This is a genomic window from Rhodococcus sp. KRD197 (genome assembly GCF_017168235.1).
Taxonomy (GTDB): Bacteria; Actinomycetota; Actinomycetes; order Mycobacteriales; family Mycobacteriaceae; genus Rhodococcoides.
The window spans coordinates 15,845-31,905 of the sequence record NZ_JABFAO010000036.1; the positions used below are offsets into that span (position 1 = coordinate 15,845).

17 protein-coding genes and 1 pseudogene are annotated in these 16,061 nt (G+C 63.8%); 11 read left to right on the top strand and 7 right to left on the bottom strand.

Translation table 11 applies throughout. The annotated features are described in order from the left end of the window. The first annotated feature begins 15 nt into the window (after nucleotides 1–15). On the top strand, nucleotides 16–1,242 hold the full coding sequence (locus tag J1M86_RS23695; protein ID WP_230556890.1) for an MFS transporter: 1,227 nt from the start codon (nucleotides 16–18) through the stop codon (nucleotides 1,240–1,242). Here J1M86_RS23695 and J1M86_RS23700 read toward each other — a convergent pair. Beyond that, nucleotides 1,211–2,239 carry an ABC transporter substrate-binding protein gene (locus tag J1M86_RS23700; protein ID WP_206511609.1) on the bottom strand — a complete coding sequence of 343 codons (1,029 nt, stop codon included), beginning with the start codon at nucleotides 2,237–2,239 and terminating at the stop codon, nucleotides 1,211–1,213. The two genes, J1M86_RS23695 and J1M86_RS23700, sit on opposite strands and share 32 nt — an antisense overlap. Nucleotides 2,240–2,473: 234 nt before the next feature. Here J1M86_RS23700 and J1M86_RS23705 point away from each other — a divergent pair, with 234 nt between their 5' ends. Together J1M86_RS23705 and J1M86_RS23710 are read left to right on the top strand one after the other, a co-directional pair. Continuing rightward, entirely contained in the window at nucleotides 2,474–2,857 is a 384-nt protein-coding gene (locus J1M86_RS23705) for a DUF6153 family protein (protein WP_307786728.1), read from the top strand. 49 nt (nucleotides 2,858–2,906) lie between these two features. Continuing rightward, complete coding sequence (locus tag J1M86_RS23710; protein ID WP_206511610.1) at nucleotides 2,907–3,527, top strand: DUF305 domain-containing protein; 621 nt, start codon at nucleotides 2,907–2,909, stop codon at nucleotides 3,525–3,527. A 134-nt stretch (nucleotides 3,528–3,661) separates the two neighbouring features. On the opposite strand, the pseudogene J1M86_RS23715 reads toward J1M86_RS23710, so the two are convergent. Further along, nucleotides 3,662–4,851: pseudogene (locus J1M86_RS23715) on the bottom strand (SulP family inorganic anion transporter). Between the two features lie 437 nt (nucleotides 4,852–5,288). Between J1M86_RS23715 and J1M86_RS23720 the strand changes: the two are divergent. Next, on the top strand, nucleotides 5,289–7,001 hold the full coding sequence (locus J1M86_RS23720) for a ribonuclease J (RefSeq protein WP_075838125.1): 1,713 nt from the start codon (nucleotides 5,289–5,291) through the stop codon (nucleotides 6,999–7,001). Nucleotides 7,002–7,005: 4 nt separating this feature from the next. On the opposite strand, the gene J1M86_RS23725 is transcribed toward J1M86_RS23720, so the two are convergent. After that, a complete protein-coding gene (locus tag J1M86_RS23725) occupies nucleotides 7,006–7,413 on the bottom strand; it encodes a MerR family transcriptional regulator (protein WP_206511611.1) in 408 nt (135 codons plus the stop codon). A gap of 181 nt (nucleotides 7,414–7,594) precedes the next feature. Between J1M86_RS23725 and J1M86_RS23730 the strand changes: the two genes are divergently transcribed. Then, entirely contained in the window at nucleotides 7,595–8,824 is a 1,230-nt protein-coding gene (locus J1M86_RS23730) for a glycosyltransferase family 87 protein (RefSeq protein WP_307786729.1), read from the top strand. A gap of 9 nt (nucleotides 8,825–8,833) precedes the next feature. Here J1M86_RS23730 and J1M86_RS23735 read toward each other — a convergent pair whose 3' ends face one another. Next, nucleotides 8,834–10,342 carry a SulP family inorganic anion transporter gene (locus J1M86_RS23735; protein ID WP_206511613.1) on the bottom strand — a complete coding sequence of 503 codons (1,509 nt, stop codon included), beginning with the start codon at nucleotides 10,340–10,342 and terminating at the stop codon, nucleotides 8,834–8,836. 233 nt (nucleotides 10,343–10,575) lie between these two features. On the opposite strand from J1M86_RS23735, the gene J1M86_RS23740 reads away from it, so the two are divergent. Both J1M86_RS23740 and J1M86_RS23745 read left to right on the top strand, forming a co-directional pair. Next, complete coding sequence (locus J1M86_RS23740) at nucleotides 10,576–11,337, top strand: SDR family NAD(P)-dependent oxidoreductase (protein ID WP_206511614.1); 762 nt, start codon at nucleotides 10,576–10,578, stop codon at nucleotides 11,335–11,337. Nucleotides 11,338–11,395: 58 nt separating this feature from the next. After that, nucleotides 11,396–11,791, top strand: coding sequence for a tautomerase family protein (locus J1M86_RS23745; RefSeq protein WP_206511615.1), 396 nt, complete (start codon nucleotides 11,396–11,398; stop codon nucleotides 11,789–11,791). A gap of 20 nt (nucleotides 11,792–11,811) precedes the next feature. Here the strand turns inward: J1M86_RS23745 and J1M86_RS23750 are convergent, their stop codons facing one another. Continuing rightward, the gene (locus J1M86_RS23750) at nucleotides 11,812–12,228 is read right to left on the bottom strand and encodes a hypothetical protein (protein ID WP_206511616.1); all 417 of its coding nucleotides are present in this window, start codon (nucleotides 12,226–12,228) and stop codon (nucleotides 11,812–11,814) included. On the opposite strand from J1M86_RS23750, the gene J1M86_RS23755 reads away from it, so the two are divergent. From J1M86_RS23755 to J1M86_RS23765, 3 genes are read left to right on the top strand one after another with little or no spacing between them, the layout of a single operon-like run. Continuing rightward, complete coding sequence (locus J1M86_RS23755; protein ID WP_206511617.1) at nucleotides 12,227–12,505, top strand: putative quinol monooxygenase; 279 nt, start codon at nucleotides 12,227–12,229, stop codon at nucleotides 12,503–12,505. The genes J1M86_RS23750 and J1M86_RS23755 overlap by 2 nt on opposite strands. Nucleotides 12,506–12,544: 39 nt before the next feature. Continuing rightward, nucleotides 12,545–14,011, top strand: a complete 1,467-nt coding sequence (locus J1M86_RS23760; protein WP_206511618.1) for a YdiU family protein — start codon at nucleotides 12,545–12,547, stop codon at nucleotides 14,009–14,011. 39 nt (nucleotides 14,012–14,050) lie between these two features. Next, entirely contained in the window at nucleotides 14,051–14,563 is a 513-nt protein-coding gene (locus J1M86_RS23765) for a TetR/AcrR family transcriptional regulator (RefSeq protein ID WP_206511619.1), read from the top strand. A 160-nt stretch (nucleotides 14,564–14,723) separates the two neighbouring features. Here the strand turns inward: J1M86_RS23765 and J1M86_RS23770 are convergent, their stop codons facing one another. Further along, entirely contained in the window at nucleotides 14,724–15,182 is a 459-nt protein-coding gene (locus J1M86_RS23770; protein WP_075838131.1) for an SRPBCC domain-containing protein, read from the bottom strand. 330 nt (nucleotides 15,183–15,512) lie between these two features. Continuing rightward, on the bottom strand, nucleotides 15,513–15,920 hold the full coding sequence (locus J1M86_RS27050) for an HNH endonuclease signature motif containing protein (protein ID WP_368857276.1): 408 nt from the start codon (nucleotides 15,918–15,920) through the stop codon (nucleotides 15,513–15,515). Between J1M86_RS27050 and J1M86_RS26585 the strand changes: the two genes are divergently transcribed. Beyond that, on the top strand, nucleotides 15,880–16,061 hold a 182-nt coding region (locus J1M86_RS26585), incomplete at its 3' end, for a hypothetical protein (protein ID WP_241260608.1). The two genes, J1M86_RS27050 and J1M86_RS26585, sit on opposite strands and share 41 nt — an antisense overlap.

Below are 16,061 nucleotides of genomic sequence, written 5' to 3' on the forward strand. Positions count from 1 at the left end.
ATAGTGTTGTCGCTCGTGCGCCTCGAATTCGGCCGACGGCTCCCTGCCAGCGGGCTGCCAGCGGTGGTGAAGTTGTTGCTGGCTTCGATGGTGTTGTTCAACATCGGGTTCTATCTGGTGGTTCCGTATCTCGCCGTGCACATGTCGGAGAACCTGGGCTTCGGCGCCGCGATGGTCGGCCTCGTTCTGGGACTGCGGACCTTCAGTCAGCAAGGCATGTTCTTCATCGGTGGCAGCATCGGCGACCGGTTGGGAAGACGGCCGGTCATCTTGTGGGGCATCGCTGTCCGCATCATCGGATTCGCGATTCTCGCAGTGGCCGACAATACAGCGGCAGTCGTTCTCGGAGTCTTGTCGATCGGTTTCGCGGCAGCTCTGTTCGCGCCGGCCGTCGAATCGGCTAACGCAGATTTCGGCCGTGAGCTCGAACGTGACGGAGTCATACGTCGCACCGAGTTGTTCGGGTGGGAGCAGATGGCCAGCAGACTGGGTACGGTGATCGGCCCGGCGCTCGGTGCCGTGCTCCTGGTGTTCCCGTTCGCGGTGAGTGCCGCCGCCGCTGCTGCACTGTTCGCCGGGTTGTGGGTGTGCTTCTATTTCCTCTTCCCGGCGAGGGATGCGACATCGCGGCCGGTGCCGCTGGGCGTGGTGTGGGCGACGGTGATCACCAACCGGACGTTCATGAAGTTCGCTGCGCTGTGCAGCATTCAGTTCGTAGCGATCGCTCAGCTCTACCTGATGCTTCCCGAGCAACTCGATCGCACCGTGGGATCGCAGAGCGCGCTCGGCTGGTTCTACGTCGGCGCCGCAGTGCTGGTCATCGTCGGCCAGCGTCCGATGGTGCGGGTCGCTGATCGGCTCGGCCGACGTGTGGCGATCATCGGCGGAATGGCCTTGATGTCAGCGTCGTTCGTGATTCCCGCTGTGCCCGTCGGAACGTCCTACCTCGCTCTGGCGGGCTGGGTTGCTGTGCTGTATCTGGGGCAGATGCTGATGGTCCCGACCATGCGCGACACACTCGCCGTCATCGCCGACGAACAACACCTCGGGGCTCACTTCGGGATGCTCAGCACCATCGGCGGCATCCTCGCACTGGCAGGAACTGTGGGAATCGGATATCTCTTCGACCACGCCGCGACAGCAGTGCCGTGGCTTGCTGCCGCTGCCGTCACAGCGGTGGTCACGCTGCTCACCTGGTGGTGGTCCAGGTCTATCGACTTCTGGTGGCCTCTGCCGCGTTGATCTGCTCGACGAACTCCGAGAGCACGAACGGGATGGTCAACGGGTTCGGCATCGAGACCGCATCGCTGACGATCGGGTCGAGCGCGATCAGTCCCCCGCTCTGGACCACGTCGAGCGAGGTGAACACCGCCTGCTGCTCCATCTCTGCCCGCGACCGTTCGTAGTTGTCGAACAGCAGGTAGTCCGCCTCGAGCAGGCTGTAGTTCTCCGCGGACAGTTCGGTGTTGAGTTTGCCGGCGAACCTCGACGCCAAAGCAACAGGCGGAGCGAAACCAAGCGCTGTCAACAACTGTGCGCGTGCGGATTCCGGGCTGAACGCCCTCAAGTTGCCGTCACTCCAGCGGATCACCAGAACGGCGGTCTTGCCGACAAATTGTGGGTTCTCGTCGCGAGTGCGCGCGATCAGCGCGTCCACATCACGTACCTCGGTCTCCGCTGCAGCATGCAATCCGACGGCGGTGCCGATCCTGGTGGTCACTTCCTGCCACGGCAGCACCCAATCCGTCTGGTCGGCCGCGTGCAAGATCGTCGGTGCAATCGCGCTGAGCTGGGCGTACGTGTCCTCGTCGATCGCATTGTTGACGGCAATGATCAGGTCGGGCGACGCAGCCGCAATGGTCTCGATATCGAAGTCGGTGGTGGCGTTCGCGAGCGCGGCCGGGTCTTCACCGTCGATGGCGGGCTCAGCCCACACACCGATTCCATCGTCGGTGGAGCCGTTCCAGACCGGGACGAGCACGGGTGTCAGGCCCAATGCGAGCAGTACGTCCGCATCGCCGATGCCGACCGCGGCGATCCGGACCGGTGCGGTGTCGATGGTGGTGGACCCGAGTTTGTGGTCGATCGTCACCGGAAAAGCGCCAGGCTCGGCGCCGGTGGACGGCGATGTCGAGCCGCCAGATGCGCCCTCGTCGCGGGAGCATGCGGCGACGGCCAGTCCGGCTACCGTCGCGAATGTAAGGGACAGCATGGATCTGCGGGTGACAACGGGGTTCATTCGGTCTCCTGGGCTTGGCGACTGACAATCGAGTGTGGTTATCCTAACTTTACTTCGCGGATCGTGGGGTCGGTGACGCCAGGGCGGCGGGCGCCACCATCGGAACTGCGACGGCCACTGCCGGTCCCCGGATGCGAGTCCGTACTCGCTCGCGCAGTGAAGTTGACGGCGAATCGGCTTCCACTCTTGTCGTGTGATTACCCCCTAGGGGTATCATTTGGTATCGTCGAAGGCGTGCGATCACTGAGCCGGAGAAGCGTCGCGGCGTACTTGCCGATGATCGTGCTCGTCGTGTTCGGTGTGCTGACTATGCATTCGGTGGCGCCTACGGCTTCGGCAGACGGGCATTCCGGCAGATGCGCGCAGGAAGACCTGAACCACCAGACGGACCCGGTCGCACACGGTGAACATGACTGCCCATCGGGGCATCAAATGATCCATCCGTGCGCGGGCACTGTGACGTGGTGGCCTGCGGTGCCGATGCCTGCCCCGGCCGTCGGCATCGATGTGCGACCGATTGCGTCGGACGGTGCCGCCGGCGACGTCGATTCGTATCTCGGCCGCGCGCCCCCGTGGAGTCTGCAGGGATTGGACGAATCAGTGACCTTGCGAGTGTGACAGGAAGCGCCCATTCCCTGTCATAACCTCAACTCGCAAGGAGATTCACATGCGTACACAACTTTTCGCCTCGATCGCCGCCGCCACGCTCGGTGTCGGCCTCGTCGCAGGATGCAGCAGCGACTCGCCGGAACCGATGGACCCATCGTCGATGTCGACAATGCCGTCGATGGACACCGCGGAGGTCGACGCGGACTTCAACATGGCCGACGTCATGTTCGCTCGGATGATGTACCCGCACCACGCACAGGCGATCGAGATGGCTGAGATGGTCGACGGGCGGACCGACAACCCGGAGCTGATCGCTCTGGCCGCGGAGATCGAAGCCGCGCAGCAGCCCGAAATGGACCAGATGGTCACCTGGCTCGAAGAGTGGGGCCAGCCGGGGCCGGCGCCGAGCATGGGCGGCATGCCTGACATGGGCGGTATGAATCACGGCTCCGGCAGCGGAATGATGTCCGATGAGGACATGGCCTCGCTGACGACGTTGTCGGGCGCCGAGTTCGATCGTGAGTGGCTGACGATGATGATCGAGCACCACGAAGGGGCGATCGAGATGGCCGAATCCGAAATCTCGGACGGATCGAACCCTGATGTAATAGAGATGGCGCGCAACATCGTCACTACTCAGCGAGACGAGATTGCTCGGATGGAGCAACTCCTGGGCTGACAGTCGAACAGCACCACGATCCCTCGGCGTGCCGGGGATCGTGGTGCTCTCGGTCTCTCACCGGCGCAGATTCTGTGCGACTGCTGCTGGCTCGGTTGCATGGGATTCAGTCTTGCGTTCGAACATCTATCGCGTCAGTGCCCGTCCCCGAGTTTGCCGCTCAACCGGACGTGCCGTTCGGCCGAGGCGGCGTCGAGACCGATGATCTCGGCGTGCTTGCCCTTCGACGCGTACTTCGTGGTGATGGCATCGAGCGTCGCGACGGTGGACGCATCCCAGATGTGGGCGCCGCTGAGGTCGATGATGACGTTCTTCGGGTCGTCGATGTAGTCGAACTGGTAGACCAGGTCGTTGCTCGAGGCGAAGAACAACTCGCCTGTCACCAGGTACACGCGGGTGTCGACGAGGCCGTCGTTGTCGGTGTCGGCCTCGGACACCTTCGTCACGTCGGTCAGGTGGGCGACACGCCGGGCGAAGAGGACCATCGCCGTGACGACACCGACGACGACTCCGTACGCGAGGTTGTGCGTGGCCACGGTGACGACGACTGTCGCAAGCATGACCGTGGTTTCGCTCTTGGGCATGCGTCGCAGCGTCTTCGGTCTGATGCTGTGCCAGTTCATCGTTCCGATGGACACCATGATCATCACCGCGGCCAGCGCGGCCATCGGAATGAGTGCAACGACGTCGCCGAGCCCGACGACGAGGATGAGCAGAAAAACGCCGGCGAGGAAGGTCGAGATCCGCGTGCGTGCGCCGGAGGCCTTGACGTTGATCATCGTCTGGCCGACCATCGCGCAGCCGCCCATGCCGCCGAAGAAGCCGGTGATGACATTGGCGCAGCCCTGGCCCCAGCTCTCGCGGGTCTTGTTCGAGTGGGTATCGGTGACATCGTCGACGAGCTTTGCGGTGAGCAGCGACTCCAGCAGGCCCACGATGGCCATGGCGAACGCGTACGGGGCAATGATTCGCAAGGTTTCGAGGTTCAGGGGGACGTCAGGGAAGAACAGCGTGGGCAGGCTGCGGGGGAGCTCGCCCTCGTCGCCGACCTTCGGCACATTGAGCGCGAACACGACGGTCGCGACCGTCAGCAACACGATGGCCACCAAGGGCGCCGGCACGATGGTGGTGAGCTTGGGCAGCAGAAACATGATCAGCAGTCCGACGGCGACACGGCCATCGTGAAGGAGGCGAACAGTCCGATGCGGGGATCGACTCCGGCGATGATGGAGAACGCGATGGCCTCGGGAATCAATGCCAGTGCGACGACGAGACCGGCCAGAACCTCGGTCTCGAGAATCCTGGGGGACTTCAGGGCGCTCATCACGGTGGTGATTCGTTCTTCGGCGGCGGTGACCGGCGGTGACCCGTGCTCGGTTGGCTGACTCACTTTTCTCCATTCGTCATCGATCTTGTACGTCCAGGCAGAACTGTCTGCACGTGGAAAGTGGACGCATCGCTGCGCCCGAAGGCTTGTTTCTCGTCGAGCCCGATGGGCATCGCACGGCCCGCGTACACGCGCGGTATGAATCGGTAGGAACTGATCCCTACCCTTACGCAAGGGTAGAGTATCGGCAAATCGTGAGGGGTGGATTGTGATGCACTCCACGTACCTGTGCATGGAGGCGTTGCAGCCTCGATTTCGGTGACACCGGGACCTGTGTATGACAGGCTCACTCCCCGAACGTCATTCGCCTCGCCGGTGTGTCGAGATGACCCGGGAGTAACGCCGGGTGTAGAACCTCCAGTAGCGTAAGGTTCATGTCACGAACCCCGCGCGCCAGAAAAAACACGACCACGGCGGCGAAGAAGTCCCCCGCCTCCGGGCTCAGATCGGGAGATCTCCGCGTTGTCGCCGCCGGTGGTCTCGGGGAAATCGGCCGAAACATGACCGTCTTCGAGTTCGACGGCAAACTGCTCATCGTCGACTGCGGCGTGCTGTTCCCAGAAGAGCATCAGCCAGGCGTCGACGTCATCCTGCCGGACTGGGGCTTCATTCGCGACCGTCTCGACGACGTGATCGCCATCGTGCTGACCCACGGCCATGAGGACCACATCGGTGGCGTCCCGTACCTCCTGCGCGAGCGCGGCGACATCCCGGTCATCGGCTCACGCCTCACCCTGAACTTCCTCGCAGCAAAGTTCGAGGAGTTCAAGGTCTCGACGAGACTGATCGAGGTCGTCGCCGGCGAAACGCGTCAGGAAGGGCCTTTCGGGCTCGAATTCCTCGCCGTCAACCATTCCATACCCGACGGCCTCGCCATCGCCATCCGCACCGACGCCGGCCTGGTCCTGCACACGGGCGACTTCAAGATGGACCAATTCCCGCTCGACGGCCGGATCACCGACCTCCGAGGATTCGCGCGTCTCGGCGAGGAAGGCCTCGACCTGCTCCTCGTCGACTCGACGAACGCCGAGGTTCCGGGATTCATGGTGTCGGAACGCGATCTGGTCCCGGCCATCGAGAAGGTGTTCCGCGAGACGTCCGGACGAGTGATCGTCTCGAGCTTCGCCAGTCACGTCCACCGCATCCAACAGGTCCTCGACGCCGCGCACGCGCAGGGTCGCAAAGTTGCGTTCGTCGGGCGATCGATGGTGCGCAACATGAAGATCGCGACCGATCTCGGTTACCTGAACGTGCCCGACGGGCTCGTGGTGGACCTACCGAAACTCAATCGCCTTCCCGCGAACAAGATCACGCTGGTCTGCACCGGATCGCAAGGCGAGCCGCTGGCGGCGTTGTCGCGCATGGCATCCGGTGAGCACCAGATCAGCGTCGGCGAAGGTGACACGGTTCTGCTGGCGAGCAGCCTCATTCCCGGCAACGAGAACGCGATCTACCGCGTCATCAACGGTCTGGTCGACAAGGGTGCACACGTCGTTCACAAGGGCAACGCCAAGGTGCACGTCTCGGGTCACGCGAGCGCGGGCGAGCTGGTGTACTGCTACAACATCCTCGAACCGGCCAATGTTCTTCCCGTGCACGGGGAATCGCGACACCTGCGGGCCAACGCAGACCTCGCGATCCGCACCGGAGTCCCACGCGATCGCGTCTTGATCGCCGAGAACGGCAGCGTCATCGACCTACGTGACGGCGTCGCGAGCATCACCGGACGTGTCCCGATCGAGCTCATCTACGTCGACGCCAGCACCGTCGGCGGCGTCACCGAGGATTCCCTCGCAGAACGTCGCCTACTCGGTAGCGAGGGTGTGCTCACCGTCATCGCCATCGTCGACCCCGACACCGGTCTGCTGGTGGACGACGTCGACTTCATCGGACGCGGATTCGCGCACACCGCCGATGACTTCAAGAAACTGGGCCGTGCCCTCAACGGTGCCCTCGAACGCGAAAGCGACAAGAGGGTCGCCTCCAGGGAGCAGATCGAAACGCGCCTGGTGCACGAGACCACCCGCTGGGCGAAGCAGAATCTGAGTCGTCAACCGCTGGTCGTCCCGGTCGTCGTCGACGGCTAGATCTTCAAATCTGCGCAGTGGCACCGTTCTTCGACAGAAGGTCGGTAAGTTCCTCGGCGTAGGCGAGCTGTCGTCGCAACGTGCGGCAGCTCTCCTCGGCCTTGGTGTGGCACTGACGAATAAATGCTGCGGCCGTCGCACGATCCTCGGCGGCCGCAGCGTCGTCGTCGAGCACATCCAGGGAAGCAAGTAGTTGTTTCATCTCCGCGAGCGTGAAATCGAGCGGCTTCATGCGGCGGATGACAAGCAAACGTTCCACGTCGGACTCTGTGTAGAGCCGAAATCCGCCGGTACTGCGGGCGGAGGGCGTGACCAGGCCGATGTCGTCGTAGTGACGGACGGTACGTATGGACAGCTCGGTCCGCTGAGCAACCTGACCGATCTGCATGTGCATTCCGTCGTCCGCCGACATGTGCCGCCTTCCCCTCGCCTGGTGCACCCGAAACGCGTGCTTCCTGCAGCACCACTCTAGTCACCGCGAAATGAGGCGATGTGCGTCAGCGTAACTCTCCTGTTACGTTAGAGATCATCCGTACGGTATGGCCGAGCGCCGCCGTGCACACATCCCGCCAGCCATCCGAGGAGACAACTGCGTGCGAAGGACTGCTCTGAAGAGACCCGCATGGACCATCGGCAGGCCTCAGTCGGCTGCAATCGTCGCCGGGCTCGTTCTCAGCCTTTCCGTCACGATCTTCCTGATGGTGCGAGCGGTCACAGTTCATCAGATCGATCTCGCCGTGTTCCAGGACGCGGGCGCTGCATACCTCGACCGCATGCCGCTGTACTCAGCCGACTTCCCCACCCGCTCGGGATTGCGATTCATCTACGCTCCCATCGCCGCGGTGCTGTTTGCGCCGATGACGTTGCTCGGGATGGTCAGCCTGCAGATCGTGTGGTCTGCGATCAACATCGTGCTCGTCTGGTGGGTGCTCGCGTCGGTTCTTCGTAAGCTGCAAGTGACTCGTCCGGCCATGGTCGCGCTAGCTGCCCTCGGGGTGGCCCTGCTGCTCGAACCCGTCCGCTCGAACTTTGCGTTCGGACAGATCAACATCGTCCTGATGGCCCTCGTCGTCGCAGACTGCACGGGTGCGATCCCGCAGAGGCTGCGGGGCGTCGGCATGGCAGTAGCCGCCTCGATCAAGATCACCCCGGCCGCATTCGGACTGTTCTTCCTGGTGCGTCGTGACTTCGCGTCGATCGCGCGTGCCGCAGCTGCCGTCGGGATCATCGCGGCCATCGGATTCTGGTTGCTACCGGGCGCATCGCTGTACTTCTGGCTCACCGAGTTCTTCGCCACCGAACGCGGCGGCGGGCACAGCTTCGTTCGCAACCAGGCCCTCACCGGCATCCTGGCCCGCCTCGGTGCCGACGACCTGTTAAAGGACGTGCTGTGGCTGGCTGCGGCCATCGTCATCGTGTGCGCCGCGGCGTGGTCCGCGCGCCGGTTCGTCCGATCCGGCGAATCGATGGTCGCCTTCGCTATCGTCGCGCTCGCCTCGCTGCTCGCGGCACCGTTCGCCGTCTCACACCACTGGGTCTACAGCGTGCTGCTCGTCCCGCTCGCGATCGCCCCGCAGTACCGCAGCTGGCGGCCGATGCTGGTCCCGGCGATCGCCGTCTTCATTGCTGGACCGCACTACGTGCTCGACGGCATCGACGCCGACTCCGGCTGGTTCGAGGTCACCTGGCGCCAGCTCGTCGGCAACGGGCAGGCCCTCGTCGGAGTCGCCCTCCTCGTCGCCGCCGTCCTGCAGGCACGCACCCGCACGCAGCCGCAGGTTCCCGCGCGGGAGAAGGGGTCGATGGCCGGAGCCAGCGCGTGACCCCTTTGGTCAGTGCTCGTTTCCGAGATTGCCGCTCAACCGGTCGTGCCGCTCGATCGACGGCTTGTTCAGACCCACGATGTCGACGGTTTTGCCCTTGGCGGCGTACTTCATGGTGATTGCGTCGAGCGTCGCCACCGTGGATGCGTCCCAGATGTGCGAGTCGGACATGTCGATGACGATGTTCTTCGGATCACCGATGTAGTCGAACTGGTAGACGAGGTCGTTGCTGGAGGCGAAGAACAGCTCACCGCGGACCCCGTAGACGCGTGTGTCCTCGTCGGGATGCGCGATGTCCACCACCTCGGTGAAGTGCGCGACCCGGCGAGCGAACAGCACCATCGCGGTGATGACGCCGACGACGACGCCGTACGCCAGGTTGTGCGTGGTAACCGTCACCACCACCGTTGCCACCATGACGAGGGTCTCGCTCCTCGGCATCCGCTTGAGCGTCTTCGGGTGGATACTGTGCCAATCCAGTGTGCTGACGGACACCATGATCATCACCGCGACGAGTGCGGCCATCGGGATCAGCGCCACGATATCGCCCAGTCCGACCACCAGCACCAGCAGAAAAACACCTGCCAGGAACGTCGAGATGCGCGTGCGGGCGCCCGAGACCTTGACGTTGATCATCGTCTGGCCGATCATCGCGCAACCGCCCATGCCGCCGGTGAAACCGGTGACCAGGTTGGCCACGCCCTGGCCCCAGCCCTCGCGGGTCTTGTTCGAGTGGGTGTCGGTGATGTCGTCGACGAGTTTCGCCGTCATCAGCGACTCCAGCAGCCCGACGAGCGCGATGGCCAGCGAGAACGGCGCGATGATCGACAGTGTGTCGAGCGTGAACGGTACGTCGGGGATGAGGAACGACGGCAGCGAGGACGGCAGATCGCCCTCGTCGCCGACATCGGGAACGGCAAGCGCGAACACGACGGTGATGACGGTGAGCAGCACGATCGCGACAAGGGGGGCGGGAACGATCGTCGTCAGCTTCGGCAGGAAGAACATGATGACCAGGCCCGCCGCGACCATCGGGTAGACCAGCCAAGGGACGCCGATCAGGTACGGCAACTGCGAGGTGAAGATCAGGATCGCCAACGCGTTGACGAACCCGACCATCACGCTGCGCGGAATGAACCGCATCAGCTTCGCGACACCCAACACCGACAGGACGATCTGCAGGACGCCGCCGAGAATGACCGCTGCGATCAGGTAATCGAGGCCGTATTCCATCGACAGCGGAGCCACAACCAGGGCGATCGCACCCGTCGCTGCGGAGATCATCGCGGGGCGTCCACCGACGATGGAGATGGTCACCGCCATCGTGAACGACGCGAACAGACCCACTCGCGGGTCGACCCCGGCGATGATGGAGAAGGAAATCGCCTCGGGGATCAACGCCAGCGCGACGACGATGCCGGCCAGGATCTCGGTCTTCAGGCGTCGCGGCGACCGCAACGCACCCAGAACCGAGGTGTCTTCGACGGCGGTGACCGGCGCCTGCGCGGATGTGGACATGGCGAACTCCATTTCAGAACTACACGGGCTGTGAACGGCACCTCGTCCGCTACGCGAAAGAAACCTACTCTTACCGGAGGGAAGGTTGCGAATCGACAGCGGTGATCCAAGTGAAATCTTCGACAACTCCGCGGTCGACATGAGCGGTGACACCGCCTCGCGGAACGACGAGCGGCATGACTTCTCATCTTGCGTAGGGTGGCCGTATCACCATTGACACACAGGGAGTTTCGATGAGCGTGCTCGACCGTTTCCAGATCGACGGCAAAGTAGTGATCGTGACCGGCGCATCGTCCGGGCTCGGCGTCGCATTCGCGACAGGATTCGCCGAAGCCGGTGCACGAGTAGTACTCGCGGCGCGTCGAGCCGACAAACTCGACCGGACGGCCAAGCTCGTCGAATCCGTCGGCGGCACCGCTCTTCCTGTGGTGACCGACATATCCGACCCCGACCAGGTCGGTGCACTCGTCGACGCCGCCATGGCCGAGTTCGGTCAGGTCGACGTGCTGATCAACAACGCCGGCGTCGGCACCGCAGTCCCGGCGACCCGCGAGACGCCGGAGCAGTTCCGGTCGGTGATCGATATCAATCTGAACGGCTCGTACTGGGCGGCGCAGGCCTGTGGTCGAGTGATGGCACCGGGCAGCTCCATCATCAACATCTCCAGCATCCTCGGCATCACCACCGCAGGACTGCCGCAGGCAGCGTATTCGGCCAGCAAGGCTGCGATCGCCGGCCTCACCCGCGACCTCGCGCAGCAGTGGGGAAGCCGAAAAGGCATCCGCGTCAACGCTATTGCCCCAGGCTTCTTCGAGACGGAAATGACGGAGTCCTACCCCGACGGCTACCTGGAGTCCATGTCGCCGCGCCTCGTCCTCGGCCGCACCGGTGATCCCGAGGAGCTCGCCGCGACCGCCATCTGGCTCGCATCACCGGCGGCGGGATACGTCACCGGGCAGACCGTCGTCGTCGACGGTGGGTTCAGCATCACCTGAGCAGTATTCCTCCGAAATACGGTGGCGCCGAGATCGGTATGCGTGCAACATTGCCCGCATGCCGAGTTCGCTGATCGAAGTTCGCTGCACACACGACCGGGCCACCGAAACGGCCATCATCGACGCCGTGCACGAGGCGCTCGTGGCAGCCTTCGCAATCCCGGAGACCGACAAGCATATTCGGCTTCTCGTGCACGATCCGGCCAGATTCGCGGTGCCACCGACGCTCGCGTTTCCGCAGCTGTACACCCTGGTGACCATCGATTGCTACGCCGGGCGATCCGTGGATGCCAAGCGTCGTCTCTATACTGAGATCGTCCGGCGGCTCGGCGAACTCGGCATTCCGGCCGACCATGTCACCATCGTTGTCCGCGGTCACACCACTGACAACTGGGGCATCCGCGGCGGGCAGGCCGCGTGCGACGTCGACCTCGGCTTCACCGTCGAGGTGTGATCGGTCGGCGCCGCACTAGGTCACGCCTCGGCTGATCGGACCAGCCGAAGTCCCTGCCGGCCCAGCGCGAAGCCGACCGCGGCGCCCAACCCTGCACCGAGGAACGGCGGCAGCCCGAGCCTGAACTCGAATGGCGAGTCGAGGGAGTCCTGCCTCGAGGTAATCATGTCCACTCCTGGCAGCGGCTCGTAGACGCCGTTGTACTCGACCTCGGGAGCGAAGAAGACCTGTTCGATGAGGTACCACGCCAGCGGCATCAGACCCACCGCCAGACCAACGGCCATCAATACCAGCACAAGTGAACGCACCGGTGCAGGATAGGTCAGCGAAGCGCAGGTATCGCTGTTGCGGGCCCCGCCCCCGCCGCCGCTGCAGAGCTGAGAGTTCGGGTTGTCGGCCCGATGAGTTCTGGGACCGACGGTGGTCAGTACTTCCATGATCATTGTTTCCGGATATCTGAAAGTGAACCCGACCGATCGGGAAAGCTACCTGAGCGGGTGCGAGGACGTGATTCGGCTCGCCAGGGTGTCCGACGGATGCCTCGACTTCGCGATCGGAGCCGACCTGCTCGACCCGGCGCGGATCAACGTCTACGAACGCTGGAGCTCCGAGGATGCGCTGCAGTCGTTCCGCGGGTCCGGACCCGACTCCGATCAGCAGGCCGCGATCCTCGATGCCCGGGTCGAGGAATTCGACGCCTCGGCGCAACGGTGAGCACGGCCCCCGATCAGCAGATGTAGCTACGCTCGGGTCATGGCCGCAACACCGAAACTTCCCGTCACCGCTATCGGCAACCTCGAAAACACTTTCGCCGACGAGGTAGCTGGACTGACGGTGCCGTGGCAGGGCGCTCATGCACCCGACCCGACACTGCTCGTGCTGAACGAGTCACTCGCGGCGGAGCTGCAACTCGATATCGATGAACTGCGCGCCGACGATGGGGTCGGCGTCCTGTCCGGGTCGACGCCGCCGGTCGGGGCGAGCCCGGTCGCGATGGCGTATTCCGGTCACCAGTTCGGCGGATATGTGCCGATGCTGGGCGACGGACGCGCGCTGCTGCTCGGCGAGATGCACAATCGGGATGGTCAACGCGTCGATCTGCATCTCAAGGGTTCCGGCCGTACCCCGTTCTCGCGGGGCGGGGACGGTCTCGCGGTGGTCGGGCCGATGCTGCGGGAGTACCTCGTAAGCGAAGCGATGCACGCGCTGGGAATCCCCACAACGCGCGCGCTATCGGTGGTCGCGACAGGTCGGGATGTACGACGCGAAGGCCCCGAGCCTGGTGCCGTCCTGGCTCGCGTCGCGTCGAGTCACCTCCGGGTGGGCACCTTCGAGTACGCGGTCCGGCAGGGCGAGGCGCTGAAACCGCTGGCCGATTACGCGATCGCCCGTCACTACCCCGACGCTACCGGCGACTACCTGGCGTTCTTCGAGGCCGTGGTCGACGCGCAGGCATCGTTGGTGGCGAAGTGGATGCTGGCAGGGTTTGTGCACGGGGTGATGAACACCGACAACACCACCATCTCCGGCGAGACCATCGACTACGGCCCGTGCGCGTTCCTCGATGCATTCGACCCCGGGGCGGTGTTCAGCTCGATCGACCACCGGGGCCGCTACGCGTACGGCAATCAGCCTGCGGTTCTGAAATGGAACCTGGCACGGTTCGCCGAAACGCTCCTGACACTGGTCGCCGAGAAACCTGACGACGCGATCGGTGCGGTCTCCGCCGTCCTCGACACGTTCGTCGAGCGATACGACGCCTATTACTCCGCCGGGATGGCCGCCAAGCTCGGGTCGCCAGGCAGATCGCTCGACCGAACACTTGTGGACGAACTGCTCACGATCATGAAGGAGGAGGGTGCCGACTGGACCGGTACCTTCCGAGCGCTCGCCGAGGTGCTGCGCGGGGAGTCAGCGGAGCTCGGCGCGATCGTTCCTGCTGGCCGAATCGATCCGTGGTTGCAGCGCTGGCGCGGATCGCTCGAGGGTGATGTCCGGCAGATCGCCGACGAGATGGACCGCGTCAACCCGCTGTACATCCCGCGCAACCATCGGGTCGATGCCGCGCTGCGGTCCGCCACCGATGGTGATCTCGAGCCGTTCCGAGAACTGCTGGAGGTTGTCACTCACCCGTTCGACCGCCGGGACGAGTGGGCCGAGTATGCCCAGCCCGCACCCCGCGTCTTCAGCGAGGGGTTCCAGACCTTCTGTGGGACGTAAAACTACAAACGTAGTCGGCTTTCGACTACGTTTGTAGTTATGAGCGAGCGAGTGCACGTCTTGGCGGATGCGGCGATCCGAGTAATCGCGGAATCCGGGTTGCGAGGCCTTACCTACAGGGCGGTCGACGACGAGGCGGGACTGCCTCCGGGATCGACGTCGAATCGGTTCCGTACCCGCGACCAATTGGTGGCGGGTGTGGTCGAACGGATGGCCGACATCGAACTGGCCGATCTGGCTGAGGACGCAGAAGATGCTTTCGGCAAGTGGTCGTCGGACGGTCTTTCGCAGACACTGACTCGCTTCGAGTTGATGATCGAGTCCGTGCGCTCCCCGGCAATCGCAGAGGCGCTGCACGAGCAGCGGGGCCGGTTTGCGGATGTTGCCGACGCATCGGGCGCCGTCCACGGCTACTCGGGACGCGAGTTGGTCGCCCTGTTGGCAGGACTGCAATTCGCGGAGATCACCACCGGCGAGAGAATCCTCGAGAAGACACTCCGCCTGCTGCTTTCGGCGGATGGACGCGATGGTGAAGTGTCGAGCAATGGGTGAATCGAGCTTCGGAACCTCCCGTCGGCCAGCGCTGGCGGCGTTTCTGGTCTTTGCAGCCACAATCGTTGTGCCGTATGCGCTTTCAGTACTTATTCCTGTGGTTGTAGTGCTCCATTACGGTAGTCGCGTTGTCAGGCGCGTCATGCACCGGACGTGAGACTCACCCGCGTGAGGGTGTTTGATCCAGCATCTCGTCGAGGCGCGTCAAGGCTGTTCTCCATCCGCGTTCGAGAGCGTTCCGGGCCATCATCTGTTTGCGATCGTTCATATCGAAACCGCTGTGCTTCAGGATGATTCGGGTTCCGCGGCCCTGGGGATGGAGAGACCAGTCGAGTATCCACCGTGCCGGGTGCTTCGCACGCAGGTCGACCCAGCTGTAGGTGAGGCGTTGGTTGCGACCCGATTTCAGTACTTCGCAGGCGATCTCCCCGGTGGGCTCAGTGGGGACGGCGAAGACGAACCCGGTTCCGACTGTGGCGTCGAACCCGACCGGCTTCATCAACCATCGCTCCAGCATCGGCGGATCCGTGATCGCATGCCACACGATGCCCGGGGGTTGAGATAGGAACTTGCCCACCTCGACGGAATCCTGGGCGGGACTATCGGTGCCGTAGCTCATCGATCGATCAATTCTTCAGCCGAACGTGTGCAGTCCTCACCAGTGACCCTTCCCGCTGTGGCGGCCGTGGTCCGCCTCGTGTGCGCGTGAGCTTACGTCAGTGTTGAGGCCATGGTCTGGTGTTCCGAATGAGAACGGCGACAACAACACCCACCGAGTGCGGATGCAATGGTGCGTCTGTCGGCAGCGTTCGCCTCCCCAGGGGCGATTTCCATCAAAGGTAACTCAATGTGGGCAGGCCGATATTGCGTGGGACCGCCGTGCGCGGAGACCCAAGCTACTGACCGCGGTGTGTGACTCGCGTGGGCGAGTGTGGCGCGTCGGCCGACGCTAGGCGCTGTGGTCTTGTCTTCGGGGTTTTCGTCTTCGGTGGTAGCTGGGGATGGGTTGTTGGTCGGGATCGGTTTCAGCGGGCGGGATGGAGTAGGGGTGCCCGTCCTCGCCCATGTGGAGTTCCCAGGTGGTGTTGTGGATTTGTTGGTGGCATTCGCTGCAGAGCAGGGCGAGGTTGTTCAGGTCTGTCGCGCCGCCGTTCTGCCAATACGTGATGTGGTGTTGTGTCGAGGTTGCCGTCGATTTTGCTGCGGCCGTTGGCGAGTGGGTAGATGCCGAGGGTGTTGAGGGCGGTGTTCTCGGCGACCGGCACGGGCGGTGGGCCAGGTGCTGGCATAGATGGGCCGGGTGGCGGCACAGGTGGTTGGTTGTCGGGTTTGCTGTCGGGACGGGAGTTCTTGTCAGAGGCCTGTGGGCGTTGTTCTTCTTCGCGGCGTCGTCGTTCGGTTTCGTGCCGGGCTCGGGCATCGCAAGCGGCTTGGTGGGCGAGTTCGTGGGCGCGGTCGGTGACTGTTCTGGGCAGGGATCGGGTGGCGATGTCGAGCA